23 protein-coding genes and 1 tRNA gene are annotated in these 22,657 nt (G+C 70.3%); 16 read left to right on the top strand and 8 right to left on the bottom strand.

Annotation, left to right across the window (positions count from 1 at the left end):
* Positions 1 to 7: 7 nt before the first annotated feature.
* Positions 8 to 83, top strand: a tRNA-Thr gene (locus COA07_RS01400).
* Positions 84 to 210: 127 nt separating this feature from the next.
* On the opposite strand, the gene COA07_RS01395 is transcribed toward COA07_RS01400, so the two are convergent.
* Complete coding sequence (locus COA07_RS01395; protein WP_066712875.1) at positions 211 to 885, bottom strand: energy transducer TonB; 675 nt, start codon at positions 883 to 885, stop codon at positions 211 to 213.
* Between the two features lie 169 nt (positions 886 to 1,054).
* Here COA07_RS01395 and COA07_RS01390 point away from each other — a divergent pair, with 169 nt between their 5' ends.
* From COA07_RS01390 to COA07_RS01345, 10 genes are all read left to right on the top strand, one after another.
* Complete coding sequence (locus COA07_RS01390) at positions 1,055 to 1,753, top strand: endonuclease/exonuclease/phosphatase family protein (protein WP_066712873.1); 699 nt, start codon at positions 1,055 to 1,057, stop codon at positions 1,751 to 1,753.
* Positions 1,750 to 4,074, top strand: coding sequence for a patatin-like protein (locus COA07_RS01385; RefSeq protein WP_096640354.1), 2,325 nt, complete (start codon positions 1,750 to 1,752; stop codon positions 4,072 to 4,074). The genes COA07_RS01390 and COA07_RS01385 overlap by 4 nt, the downstream gene beginning before the upstream one ends.
* A gap of 64 nt (positions 4,075 to 4,138) precedes the next feature.
* The gene (locus COA07_RS01380) at positions 4,139 to 4,480 is read left to right on the top strand and encodes a lipopolysaccharide assembly protein LapA domain-containing protein (RefSeq protein WP_066711603.1); all 342 of its coding nucleotides are present in this window, start codon (positions 4,139 to 4,141) and stop codon (positions 4,478 to 4,480) included.
* Complete coding sequence (gene pyrF, locus COA07_RS01375) at positions 4,477 to 5,151, top strand: orotidine-5'-phosphate decarboxylase (protein WP_066711604.1); 675 nt, start codon at positions 4,477 to 4,479, stop codon at positions 5,149 to 5,151. The genes COA07_RS01380 and pyrF overlap by 4 nt, the downstream gene beginning before the upstream one ends.
* A gap of 59 nt (positions 5,152 to 5,210) precedes the next feature.
* On the top strand, positions 5,211 to 5,843 hold the full coding sequence (locus COA07_RS01370) for a phosphoribosylanthranilate isomerase (protein ID WP_066711605.1): 633 nt from the start codon (positions 5,211 to 5,213) through the stop codon (positions 5,841 to 5,843).
* Positions 5,840 to 7,069, top strand: a complete 1,230-nt coding sequence (gene trpB / locus COA07_RS01365; RefSeq protein WP_066711606.1) for a tryptophan synthase subunit beta — start codon at positions 5,840 to 5,842, stop codon at positions 7,067 to 7,069. Before COA07_RS01370 ends, trpB begins: the two co-directional genes overlap by 4 nt.
* The gene (gene trpA / locus COA07_RS01360) at positions 7,066 to 7,866 is read left to right on the top strand and encodes a tryptophan synthase subunit alpha (protein WP_066711607.1); all 801 of its coding nucleotides are present in this window, start codon (positions 7,066 to 7,068) and stop codon (positions 7,864 to 7,866) included. Before trpB ends, trpA begins: the two co-directional genes overlap by 4 nt.
* Positions 7,863 to 8,729: an acetyl-CoA carboxylase, carboxyltransferase subunit beta gene (gene accD, locus COA07_RS01355; protein ID WP_066486859.1), complete on the top strand. Its 867-nt coding sequence runs from the start codon at positions 7,863 to 7,865 to the stop codon at positions 8,727 to 8,729. Before trpA ends, accD begins: the two co-directional genes overlap by 4 nt.
* Before the next feature lie 21 nt (positions 8,730 to 8,750).
* Entirely contained in the window at positions 8,751 to 10,064 is a 1,314-nt protein-coding gene (locus COA07_RS01350; protein WP_066711608.1) for a bifunctional folylpolyglutamate synthase/dihydrofolate synthase, read from the top strand.
* Between the two features lie 71 nt (positions 10,065 to 10,135).
* On the top strand, positions 10,136 to 10,576 hold the full coding sequence (locus COA07_RS01345) for a DUF6628 family protein (RefSeq protein ID WP_066711609.1): 441 nt from the start codon (positions 10,136 to 10,138) through the stop codon (positions 10,574 to 10,576).
* A 10-nt stretch (positions 10,577 to 10,586) separates the two neighbouring features.
* Here COA07_RS01345 and COA07_RS01340 read toward each other — a convergent pair whose 3' ends face one another.
* A complete protein-coding gene (locus tag COA07_RS01340; RefSeq protein WP_096640352.1) occupies positions 10,587 to 11,921 on the bottom strand; it encodes an AmpG family muropeptide MFS transporter in 1,335 nt (444 codons plus the stop codon).
* 63 nt (positions 11,922 to 11,984) lie between these two features.
* Here COA07_RS01340 and COA07_RS01335 point away from each other — a divergent pair, with 63 nt between their 5' ends.
* Complete coding sequence (locus tag COA07_RS01335) at positions 11,985 to 13,124, top strand: aromatic ring-hydroxylating oxygenase subunit alpha (protein WP_066713224.1); 1,140 nt, start codon at positions 11,985 to 11,987, stop codon at positions 13,122 to 13,124.
* Here the strand turns inward: COA07_RS01335 and COA07_RS01330 are convergent.
* Positions 13,121 to 13,546, bottom strand: a complete 426-nt coding sequence (locus tag COA07_RS01330) for a response regulator (protein ID WP_066713227.1) — start codon at positions 13,544 to 13,546, stop codon at positions 13,121 to 13,123. The two genes, COA07_RS01335 and COA07_RS01330, sit on opposite strands and share 4 nt — an antisense overlap.
* Positions 13,547 to 13,649: 103 nt before the next feature.
* Between COA07_RS01330 and COA07_RS01325 the strand changes: the two genes are divergently transcribed.
* Together COA07_RS01325 and rsmD are read left to right on the top strand one after the other, a co-directional pair.
* A complete protein-coding gene (locus COA07_RS01325) occupies positions 13,650 to 14,714 on the top strand; it encodes a pseudouridine synthase (RefSeq protein WP_096640350.1) in 1,065 nt (354 codons plus the stop codon).
* A complete protein-coding gene (rsmD, locus tag COA07_RS01320) occupies positions 14,711 to 15,250 on the top strand; it encodes a 16S rRNA (guanine(966)-N(2))-methyltransferase RsmD (RefSeq protein WP_066713336.1) in 540 nt (179 codons plus the stop codon). The genes COA07_RS01325 and rsmD overlap by 4 nt, the downstream gene beginning before the upstream one ends.
* Before the next feature lie 7 nt (positions 15,251 to 15,257).
* Here the strand turns inward: rsmD and COA07_RS01315 are convergent, their stop codons facing one another.
* The 4 genes from COA07_RS01315 to COA07_RS01300 all read right to left on the bottom strand — a co-directional run bounded on the left by COA07_RS01315 (position 15,258) and on the right by COA07_RS01300 (position 19,360).
* A complete protein-coding gene (locus COA07_RS01315) occupies positions 15,258 to 16,562 on the bottom strand; it encodes an MFS transporter (RefSeq protein ID WP_066713339.1) in 1,305 nt (434 codons plus the stop codon).
* Between the two features lie 247 nt (positions 16,563 to 16,809).
* Entirely contained in the window at positions 16,810 to 18,444 is a 1,635-nt protein-coding gene (locus COA07_RS01310; protein ID WP_096640348.1) for an inorganic phosphate transporter, read from the bottom strand.
* Between the two features lie 101 nt (positions 18,445 to 18,545).
* Positions 18,546 to 18,959, bottom strand: a complete 414-nt coding sequence (locus COA07_RS01305) for a nuclear transport factor 2 family protein (RefSeq protein ID WP_066707812.1) — start codon at positions 18,957 to 18,959, stop codon at positions 18,546 to 18,548.
* The gene (locus COA07_RS01300) at positions 18,956 to 19,360 is read right to left on the bottom strand and encodes a GFA family protein (protein WP_083956734.1); all 405 of its coding nucleotides are present in this window, start codon (positions 19,358 to 19,360) and stop codon (positions 18,956 to 18,958) included. The genes COA07_RS01305 and COA07_RS01300 overlap by 4 nt, the downstream gene beginning before the upstream one ends.
* Positions 19,361 to 19,469: 109 nt before the next feature.
* Here COA07_RS01300 and COA07_RS01295 point away from each other — a divergent pair, with 109 nt between their 5' ends.
* Both COA07_RS01295 and COA07_RS01290 read left to right on the top strand, forming a co-directional pair.
* On the top strand, positions 19,470 to 21,779 hold the full coding sequence (locus tag COA07_RS01295) for an ATP-dependent helicase (protein ID WP_066707814.1): 2,310 nt from the start codon (positions 19,470 to 19,472) through the stop codon (positions 21,777 to 21,779).
* A gap of 46 nt (positions 21,780 to 21,825) precedes the next feature.
* Positions 21,826 to 22,320 (top strand): DUF5872 domain-containing protein, encoded by a 495-nt coding sequence (locus COA07_RS01290; RefSeq protein ID WP_066707816.1) that lies wholly within the window; start codon positions 21,826 to 21,828, stop codon positions 22,318 to 22,320.
* On the opposite strand, the gene COA07_RS01285 is transcribed toward COA07_RS01290, so the two are convergent.
* Positions 22,298 to 22,606, bottom strand: a complete 309-nt coding sequence (locus tag COA07_RS01285; protein ID WP_342747637.1) for a DoxX family protein — start codon at positions 22,604 to 22,606, stop codon at positions 22,298 to 22,300. The genes COA07_RS01290 and COA07_RS01285 overlap by 23 nt on opposite strands.
* Positions 22,607 to 22,657: the final 51 nt, after the last annotated feature.

Raw genomic sequence — 22,657 nt, 5'->3', positions numbered from 1 at the left:
GGACGATGCCGGTTTAGCTCAGCTGGTAGAGCAGCGGTTTTGTAAACCGAAGGTCGCGGGTTCGATCCCTGCAACCGGCACCATCCCCCTGACCACCCGTCACCCCGGACCTGTTCCGGGGTCCACCATTCCACGACCTCAGCGGCCGGTGTGGACGCGGCGCACCGCACCCCGGAATGGGTCCGGCATGACGGTGGCGTGATCGTGCGTTTACCGCGGCAGGTACCAGCGCACCCGGTCGCTGTAGCTCCCCTCCATTGCCGTGCCGGCCGCGTCGCGCGCCGGGGTGAAGCGTGCACGCTGGGCGTAGAGCCGGCAGGTCGCCTGATCGAGCGCCGACGACCCGCTGGGCGCGGTCACCCGGCATGACGTCACGCGGCCATTGGTGCCGATCGCCATGCTGATCCCCACCGTGCCCTGTTCCTCCGCGCGGATCGCGGCGGGGGGATAATCGTCGTTGGTGATCCACGCAGCGCGGTCGCCGCGCACCGCCGCGCCACGCGCGAGGTCCGGCGATGCCGAGGCGGAGGGTTGCGGCTGTGGCGGCAGCAGGTCGCCGATCACCGGGGGGTCGAGCGGGAAGGTCGTTACCGGCACCGTCCAGCTCGACGCCGGCGCGTCGATCGCGGTGGATGCGGTCACCGGCGGCTCGCTATGCTGAGGCGTCTGTGTCTTTGCGAGCGCCTGCTTGGGCGGGGGCGGCGTGTCGACGGGCGGGGGGGCCGGAACGGGGATGTTGGTGGTCGTGAACGTCCGCTCGATCCGCCCCGCCACATCCACCGCCATGCCGCTGACGAAGGCATAGCCGATGACGGCATGGAGCGCGGCGACGCCGGCGATGGTAGGGAGACGACGTGATCCGCGAACGCTATCGGCATAGGCCATGGCAGCTTCTCCTGTCCCGAAGACGTCGGCGGCGGCCCATCGCTCGCCGGTCGACGAACTTCGAGAACGGAGGCTGCGCCCAGCTTTCCGTAACGTCAAGACGGGTTGGTAACGATTGCGTGACAGCATCGTGCAACCGCCGGGCGGCGGTGGTCGTTACGGTGCGCACATGAAGGTGAAGGTCGCCAGTTATAACATGCGCAAGGCGATCGGCACCGATCGCCGCCGCAACCCCGAACGCATCCTGCAGGTCCTGCGCGAGATCGACGCCGACGTCATCGCCCTGCAGGAGGCCGACCGCCGCTTCGGCACGCGCGCGGCGGTGCTGACCGCACACCTGCTGGAGGAACATGGCGACTGGCAGGCGGTCGGCGTCGCCGTCCGCGCCGCCAGCATGGGCTGGCACGGCAATGCGCTGCTGGTGCGCAAGTCGGCGCGGGTCGTCGATTGCGAGCCGGTCCACCTGCCCGCGCTGGAACCGCGCGGCGCGGTGATGGCCGATGTGGACCTGGGCGGCGCCACGATCCGCGTCGTGGGTATGCACCTGGACCTGTCGGGCCTGTGGCGGCGGCGGCAGGCGGCCGCGATCATGACGCATGTCGGCGCCAGCGCAGCGCGGCGCCCGACGGTGATGATGGGCGATCTCAACGAATGGAGCCGCCAGTCGGGCTGCCTGCGCGATTTCGGCCATGACTATCGCTTCGCGGACACCGGCCCCAGCTTCCACGCGCGCCGCCCGATCGTGCGGCTCGACCGGATCATGGTATCGCCCGATGTGCGCATTACCGCGTGCGGCGTCCATGCCAGCGCCGCGGCGCGTACCGCGTCGGACCATCTGCCGATCTGGGCGGAACTGGAACTGGCATGACGCCGCCGTCGCCCTCCGCACGCCAGGAGGCGCTGCGCGAGAAGGAATTGCGGCTGGCGCTGGTCTGCTACGGCGGGATCAGCCTGGCGGTGTACATGCACGGCATCACCAAGGAGGTGTGGCACCTAGCGCGCGCCAGCCGCGCCGCGCATGACGGCGGCGCGTGCGTCGGCGCGAGCGCACAGGTCTATCTGGAGCTGCTGACCGAGATCGAGGCGCAGGGCGGCATCCGGCTGCGCATCCTGCCCGATAACGTCGCGGGCGCGAGTGCGGGCGGGATCAACGGCGTGTTCCTGGCGCAGGCGATCGCCAGCGGCCAGTCGCTCGACCCGCTGACCGACCTGTGGCTGGACGGCGCCGATGTCGAGCGGCTGATCGACGCCGAGGCCGCGCCGGCCTCGCGCTTCTCGAAGGTGTGGGCGATGCCGCTGGCGTGGATGGCGGCGGGGCGCAGCGCCGACCAGCTGGAGGCGCTGGACGATGCCACCTGCGACGAGGTGAAGGGCAAGCTGTCGCACTTCATCCGCTCGCGCTGGTTCGAACCGCCCTTTTCCGGCGCGGGCTTCACCACGATGCTGCTCGATGCGTTCGACGCCATGGCGGCGGCGCCGCGCGGGCCGCGGCTGCTGCCCGATGGCCAGCCGCTCGACCTGTTCGTCACCGTCACCGATTTCGGCGGGCATCCCGAGCGGCTCCAGCTCCATTCACCTGCCGAGGTGATGGAGACCGAACATCGCCTGGTCTTCCCCTTCACCGATCATGGCCATGCGGTGCAGACGCTGGCCGCGCCGGCGGAACTGGCCTTCGCGGCGCGGGCCACCTCCAGCTTCCCCGGCGCCTTTCCCCCGTTCACCGTGGCGGAGCTGGATGCGGTGCTGAAGGGCCGGCGGCAGTCGTGGCCGGGGCGCCGCGCGTTCCTGTCGCGCGTGCTGCCGCGCCACGACGCGGCACGGGCGGCGGAAAAGGCGGTGCTGATCGACGGTTCGGTGCTGGCCAACGCGCCGTTCCGCCCGGCGATCGACGCGCTGCGCGAACGCCCCGCGCGCCGCCAGATCGACCGCCGCTTCGTCTATATCGATCCGTCGCCCGGGCATAAGTTCGGGATGCGCAACGGAACGCACGGCGCGCCCGGCTTCTTCCAGACGATCATCGGCGCGGTCAGCGAACTGCCCCGTCAGCAGCCGATCCGCGACAATCTGGAGGCGCTGGCCGAACGGTCGCGCCGGATCGAGCGGATGCGCGCGATCACCGAGGCGATCCGCCCGCAGGTGGAGGCGGAGATCGAGGGGCTGTTCGGCCGCACGCTGTTCCTCGATCGTCCCACCCCCGCGCGGCTGGTGGCATGGCGTCGCCGCGCGCAGCAGTCGGCGGCCGACCGCGCCGGCTATGCCTACACCAGCTACGGCCAGTTGAAGGCCGCCGGGGTGGTCGAATCCGTCGCCGCGCTGCTCCAGTCGATCGGCGGGGAGCCGGCGGCGCGGCGCGGCGGGCGACTGCGCCAGCGGCTGGATGCGGCGCTGGCGGCGCGCGGGCTTGGCCCCGATGCGGTCTTCGCGGGCGGGGCCAGCGACGCGATGATCGCGTTCCTGCGCACCTTCGATCTCAATTTCCGCGTCCGCCGCCTGCGGTTGCTGGCGCGTCGCCTAACGGAAGTGGAGGGCGCGGCCGACGAAACCACGCTCGCGCCGCTGCGCGATGCCATCTACGACTCGCTCAGCGCCTATCTCGACGCGCGCCTTCCCGAGCGGCACACCGCGCTTCGCCGCGACGTGCGCGCACTGCGCGACGATGCCGGTCCGCTGCTCGACTCGCTGGGCACCGCGCTCGATCTCACCACGCTCGACGCCGACACCGACGAACGGATGGCGACCGCACTGGCCGCGATGCCGCGCGAGATCCGGCGGCCGATGCTGCTCAACTACCTCGGCTTTCCCTATTTCGACATCGCCACCATGCCGCTGCTCCAGGGTGAGGGCACCGACGAATTCGACCCGATCAAGGTCGACCGCGTCTCCCCCGACGATGCCCGCTCGATCCGCGAGGGCGGTGCGGAGGCGACATTGAAGGGCATACAATTCAGCAACTTCGGCGCCTTCTTTAGCAGGGCGTATCGGGAGAACGACTATCTGTGGGGCCGGCTGCACGGCGCCGAACGGATGATCGACATCACCGTCTCCACCCTGCCCCCCGGCGCCCGCCTGCGTGCCGGCCGCATCGCCGCGATCAAGCGTGCCGCCTTCCTCGCGATCCTGGACGAGGAAGCCCCCCGCCTGTCCACCGCCACCGACCTGATCGCCACCCTGCGCCGCGAAATCGGATGACCGGCACGCGATCGTTTCGCCCACGGACTGGAAAAATCCGCACGACCGCCCTAGCCTGCGCGCCATGCAATTCCTGAAGCTCCTGTTCTGGTGCCTGCTCGCGTTCGTCGCGGCGGTCTTCACTTTCGGCAACTGGACAACCGTGTCGATCCAGCTGTTCGGTGGGATGGTGGCGGAGGTGAACCTGCCGGTGCTGCTGCTGGCGACCTTCCTCATCGGGTTCGTGCCGACGTTGGTCTACCAGCACTGGATCCGCTTCCGCCTTCGTCAGCGTCTCGCCGCCGCCGAACGTGCGCTGGAGACCGAACGCGCGCTCACCGCCGCGCGCGTCGCGGAGCCGGTGCCGCCCGCACCACCCGTGCCCCCCGTTCCCGCGGACGCCGCGCCCAACGGAGTCCAGCCGTGAGCAACCGCATCTTCGTCGCCATCGACACGCCCGATCTGGAACGCGCGCGCGCGCTCGCCACCCGCGTGCGCCATCATGTCGGCGGGCTGAAGCTGGGCCTGGAATTCTTCTGCGCCAACGGTCCGGCGGGGGTGCGCGCGATGGAGGAGATTGGCCTGCCGGTCTTCCTTGATCTCAAGCTGCACGACATCCCCAATACCGTGGCCAAGGCGGTGCAGTCGCTGGCCCCGCTGGCCCCCGCGATCCTGACCGTCCACGCCGCCGGCGGACGCGCGATGCTGGAGGATGCCAAGGCCGCCGCCCACCCCGATACGAAAGTGGTGGCGGTCACCATGCTGACCAGCCTGGACGAACGCGACCTGGCCGACACCGGCGTCGGCGGCAGCGCGCACGACCATGTGATGCGGCTCGCCGATCTGGCGCGCGCGGCCGGGCTGGACGGGATCGTCTGCTCGGGCGCGGAGGTGAAGGCCGCGCATCGCGCCTGGCCGAAGGGATTCTTCGTCGTCCCCGGCGTGCGCCCCGCCAATGGCGCGGCAGGCGACCAGAAGCGCGTCGTCACCCCGCGACAGGCGCTGGACGACGGCGCGTCGATCCTGGTGATCGGCCGCCCGATCACCCAGGCGGAAGACCCCGACGCCGCCGCGCGCGCGATCGAGGCGACGCTGTAGTCGGCACGACGCGACACGGGTGGGGGACAAACGCGCCCGCCGCCCCTATATCGCCGGCCATGCCCGCCACCGCCAAGATCTGCGGCCTGTCCACCGCACCGACGCTCGACGCCGCCATCGCCGGCGGCGCGAGCCATATCGGGTTGAACTTCTTCGCCCCCTCCCCGCGCTATGTCGCGCCCGACCAGGCACGCGCGCTTGCCGAGCGGATGCCGGGTCACGTCCGCCGCGTCGGCGTGTTCGTCGATCCCGACGACGAATTGCTTGCGGCCACCGCCGGCACGCTCGATGCGATCCAGCTGCACAAGACCGCGCCGGACCGGATCGCCGCGATCCGCGCCCGCTTCGGCCGCGAGACATGGGCGGTCGTCGCGGTGAAGACCCGCGCCGATCTGGACAATGCCGCCCGTGTCGCGGGCGCCGCCGACCTGATCCTGTACGACGCCAAGACGCCGGACGGCGCCAAGCTGCCCGGCGGCATGGGGGTGCGGTTCGACTGGTCGCTGCTCGACGGTTTTCGCCATCCGTTGCGCTGGGCGCTGTCGGGCGGGCTGGACGCGGGCAATGTCGGCGAGGCGATCCGGCGCACCGGCGCGCCGCTGATCGACGTATCGTCGGGCGTCGAAACCGCGCCGGGCGTCAAGGACGTGGACAAGATCGCCGCCTTCCTGCAACGGGTCGCCTCACTATGAACGCTCCCAATTCCTTCCGCGCCCAACCCGACGATCGCGGCCATTTCGGCGACTACGGCGGCCGCTACGTCGCCGAGACGCTGATGCCGCTCGTCCTCGATCTCGAGCGCGAGTATCGCGCCGCGAAACAGGATCCGGCCTTCGCCGCGCAGTTCGACGACCTGCTCGAACATTATGTCGGCCGCCCCTCGCCGCTTTATTATGCCGAACGGCTGACCGATGCGCTGCGCGACGGCGCGGCGCCGGGGATGGGCGCACAGCTGTGGTTCAAGCGCGACGAGCTGAACCATACCGGCGCGCACAAGATCAACAATTGCATCGGCCAGATCCTGCTGGCGATCCGCATGGGCAAGACGCGGATCATCGCGGAGACGGGCGCTGGGCAGCATGGCGTCGCCACCGCGACGGTCTGCGCGCGCTTCGGCCTGCCGTGCGTGATCTACATGGGTGCCAAGGACGTCGAGCGGCAGGCGCCGAACGTGTTCCGCATGAAGCTGCTGGGTGCGGAAGTGCGCGCGGTGGAAAGCGGCGCGCGCACGCTGAAGGATGCGATGAACGAGGCGCTGCGCGACTGGGTCGCCAACGTCCACGACACCTTCTACATCATCGGCACCGCCGCCGGGCCGCATCCCTACCCCGAACTGGTGCGCGATTTCCAAAGCGTGATCGGGCGCGAGGCGCGCGCGCAGATGCTGGCGCGCACCGGGCGGCTGCCCGACTTGCTGGTTGCCGCGATCGGCGGCGGATCGAATGCCATCGGCCTGTTCCACCCGTTCCTGGACGACGGCGACGTCGCGATGCTGGGCGTCGAGGCGGCGGGCGAAGGGCTGGAGGCGCGCCATGCCGCCAGCCTGGCGGGCGGCTTCCCGGGGGTGCTCCACGGCAACAAGACCTATCTGTTGCAGGACGAGGACGGCCAGATCGCCGAGGCGCATTCGATTTCCGCGGGCCTCGATTATCCCGGCATCGGGCCCGAACATGCGTGGCTGAAGGATATCGGCCGCGTCGACTATACCTCGGTCACCGACCGCGAGGCGCTGGACGCGTTCCAGCTGCTGTGCCGGACGGAGGGGATCATCCCCGCGCTGGAACCCGCGCACGCGATCGCCGCGGTCACGCGCCGTGCGCGCGACATGCGCGACGATCAGGTCATCCTGGCCAATCTGTGCGGGCGCGGCGACAAGGATATCTTCACCGTCGCCGGGGCGCTGGGAGTGTCGATGTGACCCGGCTGTCCGATGGCTTTGCGGCGAACCGCCCCGCGCTGGTCTGCTTCGTCACCGCGGGCGATCCCGATGCGGCGGCGACGCCCGCGATCCTCGACGCGCTGGTCGCGGGCGGGGCGGACGTGATCGAACTGGGGATGCCGTTCACCGATCCGATGGCGGACGGCCCCGCGATCCAGGCGGCAAACATCCGCAGCCTGGGTGCGGGCACCACCACCGCCGACATCCTGGCGATCGCCGCCGGTTTCCGCGCGCGCCACCCGCACGTGCCGCTGGTGTTGATGGGCTATGCCAATCCGATGCTGCGCCGCGGGGCCGAATGGTTCGCGGACGCGGCGCGCGATGCCGGGGTCGACGGCGTGATCTGCGTCGACGTCCCGCCGGAGGAAGACGATGCGATCGGCCCGGCGCTGCGCGCGGCGGGCGTCGACCTGATCCGGCTGGCGACGCCCACCACCGACGCGGCGCGGCTGGGCGAGGTGCTGGGCGGGGCCAGCGGCTTCGTCTATTACGTCTCGGTCGCCGGCATCACCGGCAAGCAGCAGGCGGTGCAGGCGTCGATCGAGGACGCGGTGGCGCGGCTGAAGGGCGCGACCGACCTGCCGATCGCGGTCGGTTTCGGCGTGCGCACCCCGGAACAGGCGCGCGCGATCGGCCGGGTCGCCGACGGCGTCGTCGTCGGCTCCGCGATCGTGGAGATCGTCGCCGAACATGGTGCCGCCGCGCCCGCGCCGGTCACCGCCTATGTCCAGTCCCTGTCGGCCGCGCTGGCCGACGCACGAAAGCAACCCGCATGAGCTGGCTCAGCAACGTCCGCAACGCGCTGTCCGGAATCGTCCCCGGCGCCAAGCAGCAGACCACCGACAACCTCTGGCACAAGTGCAAGGGGTGCGGGACGATGGTGTTCGCCAAGGAGCTGGAGGAGAACCTCCACGTCTGCCCGACATGCGACCATCACGAGCGGATCGGCCCGCGCGAACGCTTCGCCTATCTGCTGGACGAGGGCAGCGCCGAGGTGCTGCCGGCACCCAAGGCCGTCGAGGACCCGCTGAAGTTCCGCGATTCGAAGCGTTATGCCGACCGGCTGAAGGCGGCGCGCACCGGCACCGGCGAACAGGACGCATTCCTCAATGCGCGCGGCACGATCCACGGGCACCGCGTGGTGATCGGCGTGCAGGACTTCGCCTTCATGGGCGGATCGATGGGCCAGGCGGTCGGCGAGGCGTTCATCCAGGGCGTCGAGGCGGCGATCCGCGACAAGGCGCCGTTCGTCGTCTTCACCGCATCGGGCGGCGCGCGGATGCAGGAAGGCATCCTCAGCCTGATGCAGATGCCGCGCAGCACCGTCGCGATCCAGATGCTGCATGACGCCGGCCTGCCCTATATCGTCGTGCTCACCGATCCGACGTCGGGCGGCGTCATGGCCGCCTATGCCATGCTGGGCGACGTCCAGATCGCCGAGCCGAAGGCGACGCTGGCGTTCACCGGGCGCCGCGTTATCGAGAATACGATCCGCGAAAAGCTGCCCGACGATTTCCAGACCAGCGAATATTATCTGGAGCACGGGATGATCGACATGATCGTCCACCGCCGCGACCTTCGCGAGCGGCTGGCGACGGTGATCGGCTATCTGTGCGGCGCGCGCAAGGCGGCGGCCTGACCCGCACGGGGCGCTGACGCCGTGGCCGATCATGCCGTTTCCGCGGACGCGGCCGTGCAGGCGCAGCTCGACCGGCTCTGGGCGCTGTCGCCCGGCGCGGACATATTGGGGCTGGACCGGATCACCCGGCTGCTCGCGCGGCTGGGCGATCCGCACCGCGCGCTGCCCCCGGTGTTCCACGTCGCAGGCACCAACGGAAAGGGTTCGACCTGCGCGTTCCTGCGCGCCGCATTGGAGGCGGCGGGGCTGCGCGTCCATGCCTATACCAGCCCGCATCTGGTGCGGTTCAACGAGCGGATTCGGATCGCCGGGCGGCTGATCGACGATGCGACGCTGGCGGCGCTGCTGGCCGAGGTGCTGGACGCCGGCGGCGATATCGGCGCCAGTTTCTTCGAGGTGACGACCGCGGCGGCGTTCCTGGCCTTCGCGCGCCATCCGGCGGATGCCTGCGTGATCGAGGTCGGGCTGGGCGGGCGGCTGGACGCCACCAACGTCCTTCCCGCGCCGGTCGCCTGCGGCATCGCCGCGCTCGGGCTGGACCACCAGTCGTTCCTGGGCGACACGCTGGAACAGATCGCCGCCGAAAAGGCCGGGATCGCCAAGCCGGGCGTCCCGCTGCTGACCATGGCCTATCCCGCCGGCATCGCGCAGGTGATCGCGCGCGCCGCGCAGGCCGCCGGCGCGACGCTGCTGCCGCGTGGTGCCGGATGGCACGCCGATGCGACGGCGGAGGGTGTCACCTACACCGACCGACACGGCACGCTCGCCCTGCCCGTCCCCGCGATGCCGGGGCCGCATCAGCGCGACAATCTGGCGTTGGCGGCGGCGATGCTGCGGCATCAGGATGCGGTGGCGGTTCCCGACGACGCCATCATCGCCGCCGCGCGCACCGCACGCTGGCCCGCGCGCCTGCAACGGCTTGCCCGCGGTCCGCTGACGGACATGCTGCCGGGCGCCGCCTTCTGGCTGGACGGCGGACACAATCCCTCCGCGGGAGAAGCGATCGCGGCATGGGTCGCCGGGGCGGATGCCCCCGTAGCGCTGGTACTCGGCATGCTGGCGAACAAGGATCCTGCCGGTTTCCTGCGGCCGTTCGCCGGTCACGTCGATGCATTGGTGGCGGTACCTGTGCCGGGGCACGAGCATCACGCGCCCGACGCACTGGTCGCGCTGGCGGCTTCGCTGGGGATCGCGACCACCGTCACCGCCGAGGATGCGGTCACCGCCGTTGCCGCGATCGCCGGCCTGTCGCCGCCCCCTGCCACCGTGTTCTTCGCAGGGTCGCTCTATCTCGCCGGCACCGTGCTGGCTGCGAACGACGAGTTGCCGGCCTGACCCGGTAGATTGCGATTGACTTGCAATAGCGGCTGAACGATCCTCTTCCCGACACGAGGAGTCGTTCGATCATGACCGATATGCCGCTGACCGGCACTGCCACGCTCGCCACCTTGCCCTATGCGCTGCCCGAATGCGGCCACTCCCGCGTCGCGCTGTTCGCGATCCGCCGGATGGGCGCACACGGACTGGGCGATGCGCGCGCGGCGCATGTGCTGTTCTCCACCTTCGGCGAATCGTTTCGCCGTCCGCTGACGCTGCTGCGGGCGTTCATGGCCGACATGGCGGCCAGCGCGATGCAGCCGATCGCGATCGCCCCGTGCTGCTGCGCGCGGATGACCCCGGCGGAGCGTACCTTGCTGTCGGTGCTGGCGCGGGTCGAGACGCGCAGCGACAGCGCGCGGCTGCTGATGCAGGACCTGCTGGGTCAGCGCGGCGTCGACGGCGTACTCGCCAGCGCCGCCGCGGTCGCCGCCGCCTTCGCCGACGAAGGGCGACCGCTGGCGATGTAGGCCGCCGCCGCTACGCGGACGCGCCGTCGCGCGCGTCCCCCGGCCCTTCGATGCCGGCGCTGCCGACCGACCGGTCGACCAGCCCCGACCGGCTCATCCACCAGAAGATCAGCACGCCGGGGATCGCGACGATCGTGGTCAGCAGGTAGAAATTGACGAAGCCGACCCGCTCCACCAGCGCCCCCGCGGTCGTGCCCGTCAGCACGCGCCCGACGACGCTCGCCGCCGCGGAGATCAGCGCATATTGGGCCGCGGTGAAGCGCAGGTCGCACAGCGCGGAGAAATAGGCGACCACCGTCACCCCGCCGATGCCGGAGGCGATATTCTCGAACAGCATCGCCCCCGCCAGGCCGGCGTTGGAATGCCCCGCCATCGCCAGCAACGCGAAGCTGAGGTTCGACAGCGCCATCAGCAGCAGACTGATGAACACCGACCGCTTCAGCCCCAGCCGCGCATAGAGCGCACCGCCGATGAAGATACCGATCAGATACGCCCAGAACCCGATCCCGACATCGTACAGCGCGATCTCGTCGTTCGAATAGCGCATGTCGTCCAGCAGCAGCCGCAGCACCAGCTGCCCAAGCGTATCGCCGATCTTGTGGATCAGGATGAACAACAGGATCACGACCGCGCCCGGCCGCGCGAAGAACTCGACGAAGGGCTGCCATGCCGCCGCGATCGCCTGCCCCGCGCCGCGCCGCGCCTGCGGTTCGCGATGGCGGCGCGGCTCGCCGACGATCAACCCCGCCAGCATCGCCGGCAGCGCCAGCGCCGCGCACGCCAGATAGCCCGCCGTCCAGCCGTGCCGCGCCGCCACCACCAGTGCCAGCGCACCGGCCCCGGCGGACCCGATCCGCCAGCCGTACTGGCTCATCCCCGATCCCACGCCCAGCTGGCGCGGCTCCAATATCTCGATGCGATAGGCGTCGATGACGATATCGAACGTCGCCCCCGCCGCGCCGACCAGGATCGCCGCGGTCGCCGCCGCGGCGATATCCGCGCGCGGACCGACCAGCGCCAGGTTGGTCACCGCCGCGATCACCAGCACGCCCGTCAGCAGCAGCCACGACACGCGCTGCCCCAGCCCGCCGATCACCGGCAGGCGCACGCCGTCGATCATCCACGCCCACAGGAACTTCAGGTTGTAGACCAGGAACGCCAGGCTGAACGCGGTGACCGTCTTCTTGTCGATCCCGTCCTGCGCCAACCGCGTCGTCAGCGTGGCGGCGATCATCGAATAGGGGAAGCCCGACGACACGCCGAGCGCGAACGCCGCCAGCGGGCCGCGTTCGACATAGGGGCGCACGCCATCCACCCACGTCCGCCCGTCCGTCCTGCCCGCCATCAAACGCTTGCTCCGAAGAATGAAGGGCGCGACACTATCGACAAAATACGGAGAGGTAAGCCCATGAACGCACCTGTCGGCGCGCTGGCGCCCACACCGGGGCAATTGGCGCTCGCGCGGCTGCTGGCCGATGGCGGGCGCCGGCGGGAGATCGGCATCACCCATGTCGATGCCGCGGCCTATACCGATCCGGCGCGCCATGCCGCCGAACAGGCGCGCATCTTCACCAGGGTGCCGCTGGTCGCCGCGCCGTCCGCGCTGCTGCCGCAACCGAACACGGCGGTGCCGCACGACGGGTACGGCAAGCCGCTACTGATCGCGCGCGATCGGCAGGGGGAGGCGCATGTCTTCCTTAACGTGTGCAAGCATCGCGGGACGCGGCTGGTAGAGGGCGAGGAGGCGGTGTGTGCGCCGCGGCTGGTCTGCCCCTATCACGCGTGGAGCTACGCGCTCGACGGACGGCTGGCGGGGCTGCCGCGCGGCGATGCCTTCCCGGGCCTCGACAAGGAAGCGTTCGGGCTCACCCGGCTTCCCACGCGCGAGGCGGGCGGGCTGATCTGGTTCAGCTTCGCCGAGGATGCCGATTTCGCGGAGGCGGACGCGCTGGGGCTGGATTTCGACGCCTTCGGCCTGGCGCAGATGCACCTGTTCCGCCGCCGCACGCATCGCGTCGATGCCAATTGGAAGCTCATCATGGATGCCTTCCTGGAAAGCTATCACGTCGCGCGGCTGCACGCCGAGACGATCGGGCCGTTCTTCAAGGACGGGGTCGCCTCCGCCGACACGATCGGCCCGCACCAGCGATCGGCGGTGGGGCGCGACGTCGACGCGGCGGCGGTGCGCGCTGCCGACTGGCCGACGCTGCGCGGCGCGATCACCTATACCTATCAGATGTTTCCTGGCGCCGTGCTGATCGTCAGCCCCGATTACGTCAACCTGATGGTGCTGATGCCGCAGGCGCATGACCGCGTCTGGGTGGAGGATTTCATGCTGATCCCTGAGCCACCCGCGACCGAAAAGGCGCTGCGCCATTGGGAGAAGAGCTGGAACCTGCTCGACGGCGGCGTCTTCGCCGCGGAGGATTTCCGCGCCGCGGCGCTGGGACAGCAAGGCCTGTCCTCCGGCGCGGTCGAGCGCATCACGCTGGGCACGCTGGAGGCGGGCATCCGCCAGTTCCACGATCAGGTAGAGGCGCGGCTCTAGCCGCCGAACAGCCGCAGGCCGGACGGCAGCGCCCTGGGCGTCTTGCCCTGCCGCGTGCGGTCGATTGCGTCGACCGCGGCCAGCAGGTCGCGCTGTGCATAGGGTTTCGCCAGACACCCGACCGCCAGCGCCGCGGCGTCGGCGGGGCACAGGCTGGACACGAACAGCACCGCGATCCCGCGCGCCTGCGCATGGCGCGCGACGTCGATGCCGTTGCCGTCCGCCAGATTGACGTCGGCCAGGATCAGGTCGATCGCCTCGGCGCGCTCGATCGCGGCGACCGCGTCCGCCACCCGGTCCACCGTCGCGACGACCTCATAGCCTTCCTCGGTCAAAAGGTGTTCGGTATCGAACGCGACCAGCGGTTCGTCCTCCACCACCAGCAGGCGGGTGATCACGCGTCGTTTGCGTCCGAATATCATGGGGCTGGCCGTTTTCCCGTCGTTGCGCCAGCATAACGCAGCCGAGCCGACATCGCCGCAAATATTTCCGCACGGTGACGCCGCGATCCGCTAATGAGCCGCCATGGCCGACGATCGCCCCCAACACCGTATCGCCAAGCTGCTCGCGCGCGCGGGCGTCGCCTCCCGCCGCGAAGTGGAGCGGATGATCGAGGAGGGGCGCGTCGCGCTCGACGGCGTGGCGCTGACCACCCCCGCCACCGTACTGCGCTCGCTCCAGGGCGTCACCGTGGATGGCGAGCCGGTCGCCGCGCCCGAACCGGCGCGACTGTTCCTGTTCCACAAGCCGACCGGCGTGCTGACCGCGGAGCGCGACCCGGCGGGGCGCCCGACGATCTACGATCGCCTGCCCAAGGATCTGCCGCGGCTGGTGCCGGTCGGCCGGCTCGACCTCAATACCGAGGGGCTGTTGCTGCTGACCACCGACGGCGGGCTGAAGCGCCAGTTGGAACTGCCCTCGACCGGGGTCGAGCGAACCTATCGCGCGCGCGCCTATGGGCAGGTGAGCCAGCAGCAGCTGGAGGATCTGATCGACGGGATCGAGATCGAGGGCGTACGCTACGGCTCGATCGACGCCAATCTCGAACGCCGCACGGGCGCAAACGTCTGGGTCGAGATGACGCTGCGCGAGGGCAAGAACCGCGAGGTGCGCCGCGTGCTGGAACATCTCGGCCTGCGCGTCAGCCGGCTGATCCGCGTGCGCTACGGCCCGTTCGTCCTGGGCGACCTGCCGGTGGGCGGCGTGGGCGAGGTGCGCGTCGCCGATCTGGTCGCGTTCCGCCAGACGCTGAAAACCGCCGCGCCGATCCGCCCCGCGACGCCCGACGTCTCGGTCGATGGCCGGCGTGCACCGGTCCGCACCCGTCCGAGCGCGCCGCGTCCCGCCGCTTCGCGCCCCGGCGCACCGAACCCCGCCGCACCGCGCGCGTCCGCCAGGCCGAACCCGGCATCCCCCATCCGGCCCAAACCCGCGCCGCGGCCGAAGCCCGCGCCCGCGCCGGTCAAGGCGGAGGTCGTCGAGGCCGCGCCGACGCGCCCGGCGAAGATCAAGCGCCAGCCCGGCTGGGCCAAGCCCAAGCCGCGCACCGGCCCGACGCGCTCCGGCCCCAAGCGGAAGCCGCGCGCATGAGGATCATCGCCGGCACCTGGCGCGGCCGCCCGCTGGTGGCGCCCAAGGGCGACACCACCCGCCCCACCGCCGACCGCACGCGCGAGGCGCTGTTCTCCATGCTGGCCAGTCGCGTCGGCAGTTTCGAGGGGCTGGCGGTCGCCGATCTGTTCGCCGGCTCCGGTGCGCTCGGGCTGGAGGCGCTGTCGCGCGGCGCGGCATCGTGCCTGTTCGTGGAACAGGACAAGGCCGCGCTCGATACCCTGCGCGCCAATATCGCCAAACTGGGCGCGACCGGTACCGACGTGCGCGCCGGATCGGTGCTGGCGCTCGGCCCCGCGCGGGCGCCGCTGGATATCGTGATGATGGACCCGCCCTATGCCACCGGCGCGGGCGCGGTCGCCGCGGACAAGCTGGCGCGGCTCGGCTGGATCGGCCCGGCGACCTGGGTGTCGATCGAAACGGCGAAGGCCGAGGCGGTGGAGGTCGCCGGCTTCACCGTGGAGGCGGATCGCCACCACGGCCGCGCGCGGCTGACGCTGCTGCGGCTCGCCTGACGGACGGCTACGATACGTCGCGCGGCGCGCGCATCACCAGCAATGCCACCAGGCTGAGCAGCGACATCGCCGCCAGATAGCCGCCGACCAGCGGCAGGCCGCCGCGATCCGCCAGCGCCTGTGCCGCGACCGGGGTCAGCCCGCCGCCGATGATGCCCGCCATGTTGAACGCCAGGCTGACCCCGGTGTAGCGCACCCGCGCCGGGAACAGCCCCGGCAGCCACGCGCCCAGCGGGCCGTAGACGAAGCCCATCACGAACAGGGCGAACGCCATGCTGGCGAACATCGCGACCAGCGATCCCGATCCCAGCCCCGGGGCCAGCACGAACCCCGCCACCACCGCACCGACGCAGCCCCATTTGAGGACGTGCGCGGGGCTGGATCGGTCCGCCCATGCCCCCGACAGCGCGATGCCCACCGCCATGAACAGGATCGCCGCCAGCTGCATCGCCAGGAACGTCTGGCGGTCCACCCCCAGCGTCGTCGTGGCATAGCCGAGCGCGAACGCGGTCGCGAGATAATAGACCGCGAAACACGCCACCGCGCCCAGCGTGCCGCCGATCGCAGCGCGCCAGTGCCCGCGCAGCAGCTCGCCCATCGGCACCGCGGGCGGCGGCCCTTCCTCCAGCACCTGCGCGAAGGCGGGGGTCTCGGCGATGCGCACCCGCACCCACAGCCCCAGCGCGACCAGCACCACCGACAGCAGGAACGGCACGCGCCAGCCCCATGCCATGAACTCCGCCGGGGTCATCGCCAGCCCCAGCAGCAGGAACAGCCCGTTGGCCGCGATGAAGCCGACCGGCGCGCCGAGTTGCGGCACCATGCCATAGCGGCCGCGATGCCCCGGCGGCGCATTCTCCACCGCCAGCAACGCCGCCCCGCCCCATTCGCCGCCCAGCCCGAACCCCTGACCGAAGCGCAGCAGGCACAGCAGCACCGGCGCCCAATATCCCGCGGTGGCGTAGGTCGGCAGGAATGCGATCGCCAAGGTCGATCCGCCCATCAGCATCAGGCTGGCGACCAGCGTCGACTTGCGCCCGATGCGGTCGCCGTAATGGCCGAACGCCCAGGCGCCGACCGGGCGGGCGAAGAACGCCACCGCCAGGCTGGCATAGGACGCGAGCAGCTGTGCCGACGGGCTGCTGGCGGGGAAGAACAGCGGCCCGAACACCAGCGAGGCGGCGGTCGCGTAGATATAGAAATCGTAGAATTCCACCGACGTGCCGACCAGACTGGCCAGCAGGATGCGGCGGTGCGACGCGGTCGGGGCGGGTGCCGTGCGGGCGGCGGCATCATGCAGGTCTGACGACATGGCGCTTCATCGACGCGGCGGGGGGCGGGCGTCAACGCGCAAATCGCACGCCGCTGTCACGAAATCCTCCCCGGCCGACACATTGCAGCAATGTTGAGCGGCTAGTCGGGATGTGTGGCCGTCCCTCCCCTGTGGGCGGCTCGCGGACCGGGCAAAGCCCCCTCGCCCGGCCCTTCCCTGAACTACGGGGCGGCACCTGCACCAGGCGCCGCCCCGTTTTTTCATCCCCGTGATACGGCCGGCGCGGTTACAGCCCGCCCGCGCGCACCACCAGCAACAGCATCCAGTACAGCACCCCTGACAGCAGCATCGCCACCGGCAGCGTCATCAGCCACGCCGCGGCGAGTTGCAGCAAGGTACGGCGCTGCAACCCCTGGCCGCTCGCCACCGAGGCGCCCGCGACCCCCGACGACAGGATGTGCGTCGTCGACACCGGCAGGCCGAAGCGGTCCGCCGCCAGGATCGTGCCCGCCGCCACCAGTTCCGCCGACGCGCCCATGCCATAGGTCATGTGCTGCTTGCCGATCTTCTCGCCCACCGTCACGACGATCCGCTTCCAGCCGATCATCGTGCCCAGCCCCAGCGCCAGCGCGACCGCGATCTTCACCCATAGGGGGATAAAGCGCGTGCCCTTTTCCAGCCGCCCCTGATAATCCTTCAGCACATCCGCATCGGCGGGGTTCAGCGCCGCCCTGGGCGACTTGGCGATCGTGCGGGTCGTCTCCAGTACCAGATACATGTCGTTGCGGACATTCTCGGTCGCGCCGGCGGGCACGTTGCTGAGCGCGCGATAGGTGGTCACGCGCCGCGACAGATTGTCCGAAACCGCGATGACCGCGCCATAGACCTGCGGGTCGATCGTCGCGCGCCGCTCCAGCGCCTGCCGCAACACCGGCCGCGCCCGGTCCAGCGGCACCGCCGCCGCGCCCTTGCGCTCCAGCACCGCCGACGCGGCGCGTGCGCTGGCGACGAACGCCGGCGTCTCGCTGGCCGGCTGGGTGCGGTTCAGCGCATAGGCGGTGGGGGCGCAGCCGATCAGGATCAGCATGATGAGGCCCATGCCCTTCTGCCCGTCGTTCGACCCATGGCTGAACGAGACCGCGGTGCAGGTGAAGATCAGCAGCGCGCGGATGCCGCGCGGCGGCGGGGCGTCGCCCTCCGGCGCCTCCATCATCTTGGGGTTGCGCGTGACGTAGCGCAGCACGACTAGCAGCAGCGCCGCCGCGAAGAAGCCGATCAGCGGCGCCATCCACAGCCCGGTCAGCACCTTGCCCGCCTGGCTCCAGTCGACGCCGGACGTCCCGCCGGTGCCCGAATTGATCAGCTGGTTCGCCAGCCCGACGCCCAGCACCGATCCGATCAGCGTGTGGCTGGAGCTGTTCGGCAGCCCGACGTACCAGGTCGCCAGGTTCCACACGACCGCCGCGAGCAGCAGCGCGAAGATCATCGCGAAGCCCGCGCCCGACCCGACGTTCAGGATCAGGTCGACCGGCAACAGCGTCACGATCGAATAGGCGACCGCGCCCGACGAGAGCATCACGCCCAGGAAGTTGAAGAAACCGGACCATACCACCGCGGCATGGGCCGGCAGCGAATTGGTGTAGATCACCGTCGCCACCGCATTGGCGGTGTCGTGGAAACCGTTCACGAATTCGAACCCCAGCGCGATCAGCAGCGCCAGCACCAGGAACAGGAACACCCCGCTGGCCAGAGGGGTCCCGGCCAGCTGCGTATCGCGGATCACGCTGACGGCGGCATAGCCGAAGCCGCCGACGACCAGCGCCAGGAACAGCAGGCGCGCCACGGGGTGAACCGGGGCATCGAACCGCCGGGTCGACGAAGCGGCGGCCGCCTGGGCCTCCGCGGGGACAATGGTAGCCATCACCTTCGCCCCATCGTCGCTGTCCGTGACAATCTCATGACGGATACGTCCCGCAACGGTGCGACGCGCGGTGGCGATGTGCCGTCACGGGACCGGCAGGTTCAGCCGTCGGCGCCGCCCGGCTGCTGCGCACCCTTCGTCAATTCGGCCGCCATCAGCGGGATCACCGCGTTCAGCGCGCGCACCGGGCGGATCATCACCTTGAATCGGGTGATGAGGCCATCGTCGTCCCATTCGATGATGTCGACGCCGTTGACCTGCGTCGCATCGGCCAGCGTGCACTCGAACTCCAGCACCGCCGACGCATCCCCGCGCCATTCGTTGACGTAGCGGAAATCGGGCCCGCCCAGCACGACCGCGGCGGCGCCCAGATAGCGCATCGTCACCGCGCGTCCGCGCTGCGGCGTGTGCACGGCGGGGCTTTGAAACACCACGTCGGGGTGGAGCATCGCCTCCAGCGCGACCGCGTCCGGCGCGCGCATGTAATCGTGCCAGCTTTCGATGGCGTCGCTCATTCGTCGACTCCCGGATAGGTGGCGAAGGCGGGCAGGTCGGCGATCCCCGCCGCCCATGGCAGGCGTTCGCGGACCATGATCTGCGCGCCCGGCGCATGATCCTCAGGATGGTCGAGCGTCGCCGACTGGATGTCGATGATGCCCGGCAGGACCGTGGCGTTGCGGTAGAAAAGGCCCGTGCCGCACGCGGGGCAGAAGGTGCGCGTTCCCAGTTCGGACGACCGATAGTCGGCGGTCGTCCCCGCGATGCGCACCTGATCTTCCTGAAATGCGATCCAGCCGACCATCGGCGCGCCGGCCCAGCGGCGGCAGTCGCCGCAATGGCAGACGGCGTGATGCGCCGCCTCCCCCTGCGCCTGATAGGTGACGGCACCGCAATGGCACCTTCCGCTGATCGTCACGCACCCTCTCCCGCTGTTTATGCTATGTTCCCACGGCCCACCCGGCGATGCAAGCGCGACGTCGCGCGGCGGCTTGCCGCGGCGGCGCGCGTTCCCTACCTGTTCGACGGTGACCGAGCTTTCCCATCCCGCCGACGCCGCACCCTATCTGTCCGGCCTCAACGAACCGCAGCGGCAGGCCGTGCTGACCACCGACGGCCCGGTGCTGGTGCTCGCCGGCGCCGGCACGGGCAAGACCGCGGCGCTGACCGCGCGGCTGGCGCACCTGCTCTACACCCGCCGCGCCTGGCCGTCGGAGATCCTGGCCGTCACCTTCACCAACAAGGCCGCGCGCGAGATGCGCGAGCGCGTGGGCCGGCTGGTGGGCGAGACGGTGGAGGGGATGCCGTGGCTGGGCACGTTCCACGCGATCGGCGCGAAGATGCTGCGCCGCCATGCCGAGCTGGTCGGGCTGCAATCCAATTTCACGATCCTCGACACCGACGACCAGCTGCGCCTCATCAAGCAGCTGATCGTCGCGGCGGACATCGACGAGAAGCGTTTCCCGGCGCGCAGCCTGGCGGGGCTGATCGACGAATGGAAGAACCGCGGTCTGACCCCGGCGGAGGTCGATGCGGGCGAAAGCGAACGCTATGCCAACGGGCGCGGCGGCGAATTGTACCAGCAGTATCAGGACCGGCTGAAGGCGGTGAACGCCTGCGACTTCGGCGACCTGCTTCTGCACGTCCTCACCATCCTGAAGCGCGAGCGCAGCGTGCTGGAGCAATATCAGCAGCGGTTCCGCTACATCATGGTGGACGAATATCAGGACACCAATTCGGTCCAGTATCTGTGGCTCAGGCTGCTGGCGCAGGAACGCCGCAACATCTGCTGCGTCGGCGACGACGACCAGTCGATCTATTCGTGGCGCGGCGCGCAGGTGGAAAATATCCTGAAGTTCGAAAAGGACTTTCCCGGCGCCACCGTGATCCGGCTGGAACAGAATTACCGTTCCACCCCGCACATCCTGGGCGCCGCATCGGGGGTGATCGCCAACAATGGCGGGCGGCTCGGCAAGCAATTGTGGACCGAGCTGGACGCGGGCGAGAAGGTGCGCGTGCTGGGCGTCTGGGACGGGCCGGAAGAAGCGCGCCGGGTCGGTGACGAGATCGAGGCGGCGCAGCGTTCCGGCACCAGCCTGGACGATGTCGCCATCCTGGTGCGCGCGCAGCACCAGACGCGCGAGTTCGAGGACCGCTTCATCTCGATCGGGCTGCCGTATCGCATCGTCGGCGGCTTCCGCTTCTACGAACGCGCGGAAATCCGCGACGCGCTCGCCTATCTGCGCATCGTCAACCAGCCGGCCGACGACCTGGCGTTCGAACGGATCGTCAACACCCCCAAGCGCGGTCTGGGCGACAAGGCGATCGCCAAGCTGCACCAGCTGGCGCGCGGCGAGGGACTGCCGCTCGCCATCGCCGCCGCGCGCATCCTCGACACCGACGAACTGACCCCGCAGGCGCGCCGCAGCCTGGGCAATTTCGTCGGCGACATCGCGCGCTGGCGCGACATGGCGCGCGACCTGCCGCATCCCGAACTGGCGCGCCAGATCCTCGACGAAAGCGGCTATACCGCGATGTGGCAGGCGGAAAAGTCGACCGAGGCGGCAGGGCGGCTGGAGAATCTGTCCGAACTGGTCCGCGCGATGGAGGAATACGAAAGCCTCGGCGCGTTCCTGGAGCATGTCAGCCTGGTCATGGACAATGAGGCGACGCGCGAGGATCCCAAGGTCACGATCATGACCATCCACGCCGCGAAGGGACTGGAATTCGACACGGTGTTCCTGGCCGGCTGGGAAGAGGGTATCTTCCCGTCGCAGCGCGCGCTGGACGAAGGCGGCACGCGCAGCCTGGAGGAGGAACGCCGCCTCGCCTATGTCGCGATCACCCGCGCGCGACGCCGCGCGACGATCCTGCACGCCGCCAACCGCCGCATCTACGGCCAGTGGACCAGCTCGATCCCGTCGCGCTTCGTCGGCGAGCTGCCCCCGCATCATGTCGACAGCGAGACCAGCATGTCGGGGGGCGAAAGCCTGTGGCGCGCCAATTGGTCGGAGCGCGCCGATCCGTTCGCCGACGTCGCGCGCGGTACGGGCCGCGGGCCAGGGTGGCAGCGCGCGGCGGGCGTGCTGGGCGGCAAGCCCGGCGGGGAATGGACCAGCCGCACCTTCACCCGTGAGCCCGTCCGGGTGGTCGAAAGCCGCGCCTCGGCGGTCAGCCTGGGCAACAAGGGGCGCGGCGACCTGTCGACCGGGCAGCGCGTCTTCCACCAGAAATTCGGCTATGGCGCGATCGCCGAGATCGAGGGCAACAAGCTGGAGATCGACTTCGAACAGGCCGGGCGCAAGCGCGTGATGGACAGTTTCGTCACCCCCGCCTGATCCCTTCCCCGCCCTCGCGCGTTGGCGCGCGCGAAGGAGCGACGCCATGTCCGACACCGCCGAAAAGACCGATCCCGCACTGTGGGAGGAAGTGAAGGAGGAGGTCACCGCCGGGTCGAAGGGCGGCCGCGCCGGCCAATGGTCCGCGCGCAAGGCGCAGCTGGCGGTCGCCGAATACAAGAAGCGCGGCGGCGGCTATCGCGGGGCCCGCGACCCCGACAATGCGCTGCACCGCTGGACGAAGGAGGATTGGGGCACCAGATCCGGCGGCGACAGCGGCAAGACCGGCGAACGCTATCTGCCGAAGGCCGCGCGCGAGGAATTGAGCGACGCGGACTATCGCCGCACTACGGCGCGAAAGCGCGCCGATACGAAAAAGGGCCGGCAATTCTCCGCCCAGCCAGCGGATATCGCCCGCAAGACCCGCCGGCATCGCGATCACCGCACCCGCGCCGACCTGTACGAACAGGCAAAGAAGCGCGACATTTCCGGCCGGTCCAGGATGACGAAGGATCAGCTTATCGCGGCGCTCGACGGCTGAGCCGCACCGCGCCGCTGGCCCATAGCGCCCACCAGATGATCGCCGGCTGCAACGCCAGCCGCGGCGCGTGGTACCAGATCGGCAGGCCGGTGCCGCGCGACAGGTCGATGATCGCATGGTGGACGTTGGCGGGCCACACGCACAGCGCATAGGCGGCCAGCGCCCACCCGGCGGCACGGCGCCAGCGGCGCGTCACCAGCGCGGCCGCGCCCGCCAGTTCGCACAGCCCCGTGGCGATCACCACCGCTCGGGGCATCGGCACCCACGCCGGGACGATCCGCACCATCGCATCGGTGACGACCAGATGTGCGACCCCGGCCAGCGCATAGAAGGCGAT

The sequence above is a fragment of the Sphingomonas adhaesiva genome, assembly GCF_002374855.1.
Taxonomy (GTDB): Bacteria; Pseudomonadota; Alphaproteobacteria; order Sphingomonadales; family Sphingomonadaceae; genus Sphingomonas; species Sphingomonas adhaesiva.
The sequence above is the reverse complement of the archived record's forward strand: the minus strand, read 5'-3'. Positions and strand labels throughout refer to the sequence as shown.